The organism is Modestobacter versicolor, from assembly GCF_041028285.1.
Classification (GTDB): Bacteria; Actinomycetota; Actinomycetes; order Mycobacteriales; family Geodermatophilaceae; genus Modestobacter; species Modestobacter versicolor_A.
Genome location: NZ_JABGDB010000036.1, coordinates 1 through 610, shown reverse-complemented (window position 1 = coordinate 610; position 610 = coordinate 1). Strand labels below are relative to the sequence as shown.

The window sequence follows — 610 nt, the reverse complement described above, 5'->3', positions numbered from 1 at the left end:
TTTATCCAGACTTAAATCAATACAATCGCCCGTCTGAATAGTGCGTTTCCAACTGGCATACGAATAGCGAATGTCGGCTTTATACGTTTCCAGAACGTCGCACGAACATTTTAATAACCAGAGATTATCCGCGATGTTTTCAATAGAATCCACGAAATAATAACGCTTCAAATCTGGCAAGTATAAATAGTTAATCCCAATGAACCCGATTTCTTGCGGGTCGGTTAATACCAGTTGCGGATTAATAACGTCGATTGAGCGTTTAAATAAAACGTCCATCTTAATAGGCACTTCAATAGTTTTGCCAATAACATTAGGCGCGTCTTTAACGTGGTATAGTTCAAGTCTCATTATTTCACCTATAAAAAAGGCCACCCCGAAGGGTAGCCAGTTTATTACGCCGCTGGCTATTACTTCTCGCCAATGAAGAAAACAACGTAGTTTTCTGAGAGGTCGTTATAATAACCCGCGTCAGCTTTGTACCATGAGTTATAGAACTCTGCTTTCGCGTTGTAAGCGGTTGTGGTGCGGCGGTCAAGATTTGCCACGCCTACCGCGTCACGGTCAGCGATAACGCCCAGAATCGCGGCTTTCGCAACCTTAACAGTTT

2 protein-coding genes are annotated in these 610 nt (G+C 43.0%); both read right to left on the bottom strand.

Annotated elements, in window-relative coordinates:
* Positions 1-375: hypothetical protein (locus HL054_RS22145; protein ID WP_369141292.1), on the bottom strand; the 375-nt coding region annotated here is incomplete at its 3' end.
* Between the two features lie 35 nt (positions 376-410).
* A partial coding sequence (locus HL054_RS22140) for a hypothetical protein (protein WP_369141291.1) occupies positions 411-610 on the bottom strand: 200 nt, incomplete at its 5' end.